General features: G+C 35.6%; 2 protein-coding genes. One reads left to right on the top strand and one right to left on the bottom strand.

Features of this window, described 5'->3' with window-relative positions; all coding sequences use genetic code 11:
• Positions 1-699 precede the first annotated feature (699 nt).
• Positions 700-1,041 carry an NfeD family protein gene (locus tag F6K22_RS36150; RefSeq protein WP_293109457.1) on the top strand — a complete coding sequence of 114 codons (342 nt, stop codon included), beginning with the start codon at positions 700-702 and terminating at the stop codon, positions 1,039-1,041.
• 354 nt (positions 1,042-1,395) lie between these two features.
• On the opposite strand, the gene F6K22_RS36145 is transcribed toward F6K22_RS36150, so the two are convergent.
• Complete coding sequence (locus tag F6K22_RS36145; RefSeq protein ID WP_293109455.1) at positions 1,396-2,103, bottom strand: response regulator transcription factor; 708 nt, start codon at positions 2,101-2,103, stop codon at positions 1,396-1,398.
• Between the last annotated feature and the right edge of the window lie 1,355 nt (positions 2,104-3,458).

Raw genomic sequence — 3,458 nt, 5'->3', positions numbered from 1 at the left:
CTCTTAATACAGATGTTCTATTGAATACGAATTTAAAAATTTAATAGTTCAAATCCAATATTTCTCCGCACCTCCTGACTCCTTATCTAAATTATCTTCCCTCCGCGACTCCTGACTCCTTATCTAATTACACCAATGCTACCGGATTTGATATTATTGATTCTTTATTATTTATTCCTTCTTCCTTCTTCCAACTTTGGTTTTCCCTCTTCCTTATATGAAATACAAAAAATTGTGCTACTTAAGAATTTTCCCATTACCCAATCACCCTACTACCCTATATCCCCATCCCCCCATCTCCCTATCAATACTTTTGTAGCAAACATTAACGTATTTGATATTACTTGTACCATTTGTAACAAACATTTATCACGCTTGGTATTAAGGGAAATAAGGAAATTAAAAAGATCGCTTTCTTAGAAAAAATTTAGCTTAACTCCTGATTGACAAAAAGTTTCTACTTTCGAGCAAAAATTCCAGATTTACAACTAGGAAGACCGAAGCTTAAAATATAGAACAAAATTAATACTAAAGTTTCTATAGCAATTAGCTAGTCGATCTTTGATTCACTGAAGATTATTGGAACAAGTTAAAAGTCAATAAAAAACTTGAGTCAGAGGTATTCACCCCAAAATCATAGTTCAATTACTAATTACTATTTTTCTACAATTAACTTATATATTAGGATAGGAGTTATAAATGTTCAATACTGTCAATGGTGTCTTAAAAAATTCTAGTTCAAATAACCCATATCTGTTAGCCATGTCTAAGGAAGCAGTTGTTGATGAAATCATTCTACCAAATGAACTTGGTAGAATCCGCTATCGAGGTAGTGTATGGAATGCTAAATGTCTCCAAGAAATTACAATTTATCCTGAAGATGTTGTGTATGTGGTAGGTAATGATAATATTACTCTAATTGTAGATATTGTTCCTCATAGCGATTATAATTATTCTTACCAAAGCCAGAAAAAATTACCTTCTGCAACCCCTTTATTTTTCCTTGGTAATTTCTTACTACTGCTCTTAATTTTGTTGTAATTTTAACCACTATAGCGCTACACCCAATAGGATAGTTAAAGGAGATAAACATTGATTAAATTGCTTTTTTATCCTGCCAGTAGATGCCTATTTTGTATTTAGTGATGTACTCCCACACAAATATTTCAGTGTGGGGTTATTTTACTATCAAATATTCACATTTTAATCAACAAAAAAACTGCTAAATCAAGTTAGTTAAATTCAAGCTTTGTCTTAGTTAAAAATGCACAAATATAAACAGGAATATCAGCAGTATTTTTAAGTATTTATAAAGTAAGCATGTCAAGATTATGCAAACAATAAGAGGAGCAAAATCTTATAAAAATCACCAGGGAAAATTAAAATTATTTACTCCTATATAGAATCATTTTTTGCTGGAACTTCAAACTTATAACCTACTTTCCAAACAGTTGTTATATACTCAAAATCACAACCAGATTCTCTCAGCTTTTTGCGAATCTGACCAACGTGTACATCAGAACACTTTAGGTCCCCTACCCACTCACTATCCCAGACTTTATTGTACAATTCAGAGCGTTTCCAAGCATAGCCAGGTTTACTAGCCATACAAGATAATAAATTAAATTGTATATGAGTTAGAGGGATAATTTTATTCTGAAATTTCGCTTCTCTACTAGTAGAATCTATTACTAAATCCCCGAATATGAGTTGCTCTGATTTTTTTTGAGAAAGTAGTCTGGGACGCTTCAATAGTGCTCTAATACGGGCACCAAGTTCTACTAAACCAAATGGTTTTGTGAGATAATCGTCAGCACCCAAGCCAAAACCTTTGACTTTATCAGCTTCATCAGCTAAACTGGTCAACATCAGTACTAACACATCATTATAACTTTGCATTTCCTGACAAAGCTGAAAACCAGTAGTGTCTGGTAGATTGATATCTAAAACAACTAAGTCTGGTTGAAATTCCTTAAATAAAACTAAGGCTGTTTGACCATCTTGTACAGACTCTACTTGATAGTTTTGTTGACTTAAAAAGCGATGAACTAAGTTTCTAATTGCTGGGTCATCATCCACCACAAGAATCTTAAAAGATACCATATTAAAACTATCCTATTTTTTCCATCGTTACTTTATAAGTTTAACTGCTACGGCAATTATCGCAAAATAAACCCTTAATCGTCAAAAAGTTCCGATATATATATTCTCAAAATGACCAAAAAACTATTTTAGGACTTACACAAAGAAACGGGGTTTCTTGGAGAAATTGTTGGTTTGAGCAATAGACATCTGCCACCAGATTTCTGGGTTCGCGTGCGTAAGTCCTATGTTGATCGACTCAAGATTCATTTCCCTCATATCCCTTATAGCTTTCACCACCTGACTCAAAAACATTACCTGTGAGCTTTTTTCCTTGAATAACTTGCTGTCTTCTTTTTTATTATGCTATAGTAATAAATATATACTTTTTAATAAATACAAAATTTTGATAAATAGTCTGAAATTATGGCCTCTGTGGCCTGTAGTTTTTGGCCTTTTATCTGTTGCTTTGTGCCTGGACATTTTCTGTACAACCCAGATAAAATTACTATATAGACAGGTACTCTAAGTATGAAATCGGAAAATGTTTGCTACTTGTATGCTCCTCATTAAGATCGGTAGGGGTTTTCTAGTGTGAATATTAATGTACTAGGTTACACTGAAGATGAATTATAAAGCTTAGTCATAGATTACTTTTGTCTTTTACCTCCTGATATCATGTCCGGTAGCATCGTTTGTGGATAAAATGTAAGTGACAATTGCAAGAAAACCTTCTGCCTTCCTTACACTAAAGTATAAGTATTCAAGCGGACATGATATGACTTGCGCCTAGCGCTAGATCTCTCCGTTCTACTAAACTTACCCAAACTTACCCAGGCCGGAATTGCATGAGCTTTAAAGCTAGTTTCCTGTTTTGCTAACGCAATGCTGCGCAAACACAGAAGACCACTGACTATTATCTGTAACTTATCTTCAAGAGCAGGCTTAATATCTGTGAGAATTCCACCTACTGACGCACATAGCTTTCATCTTTTAACAGCAGCCGTCTTACTCTCAGCGAACGTTAGCCCTTGACCCGCGCTCTCGGTCAGGGGAGCGACGCAATTGGAAAACCAATCAATAAGAGCGGTTCTTACAATAGTATGCTATCCTCAATAAGATCGGGCTGCTGGGCTAGCAGTGTCAGCGCCAGTCGCTCATGGGGAGACCCCCTTTGACTGCGCTGGCAAGTCTTTAGGAGCGCGCCTTTAGACCGATGTATAGGTTCGGCCTCCTCAGCAGGTGCGGTCTTAAGCAGAAAGCCCCTATAGCCTGATGGAGCGGGAATCCCGCCCTGTCTCGATTAGCAGCGTCGGGAGGATGTCAATTCAATTAAAGATGACAAATTATGTCAACTTTTGTCCAATTGTTTTACA

This window comes from Okeania sp. SIO2F4 (assembly GCF_010672385.1).
Taxonomy (GTDB): domain Bacteria; phylum Cyanobacteriota; class Cyanobacteriia; order Cyanobacteriales; family Microcoleaceae; genus Trichodesmium.
This window is presented reverse-complemented; position numbering and strand designations above follow the sequence as displayed.

Excerpts from the sequence above, each read along its gene's own strand:
- F6K22_RS36150 (WP_293109457.1), top strand. The coding sequence starts at position 700 with ATGTTCAATACTGTCAATGGTGTCTTAAAAAATTCTAGTTCAAATAAC.
- F6K22_RS36145 (WP_293109455.1), bottom strand. The coding sequence starts at position 2,103 with ATGGTATCTTTTAAGATTCTTGTGGTGGATGATGACCCAGCAATTAGA.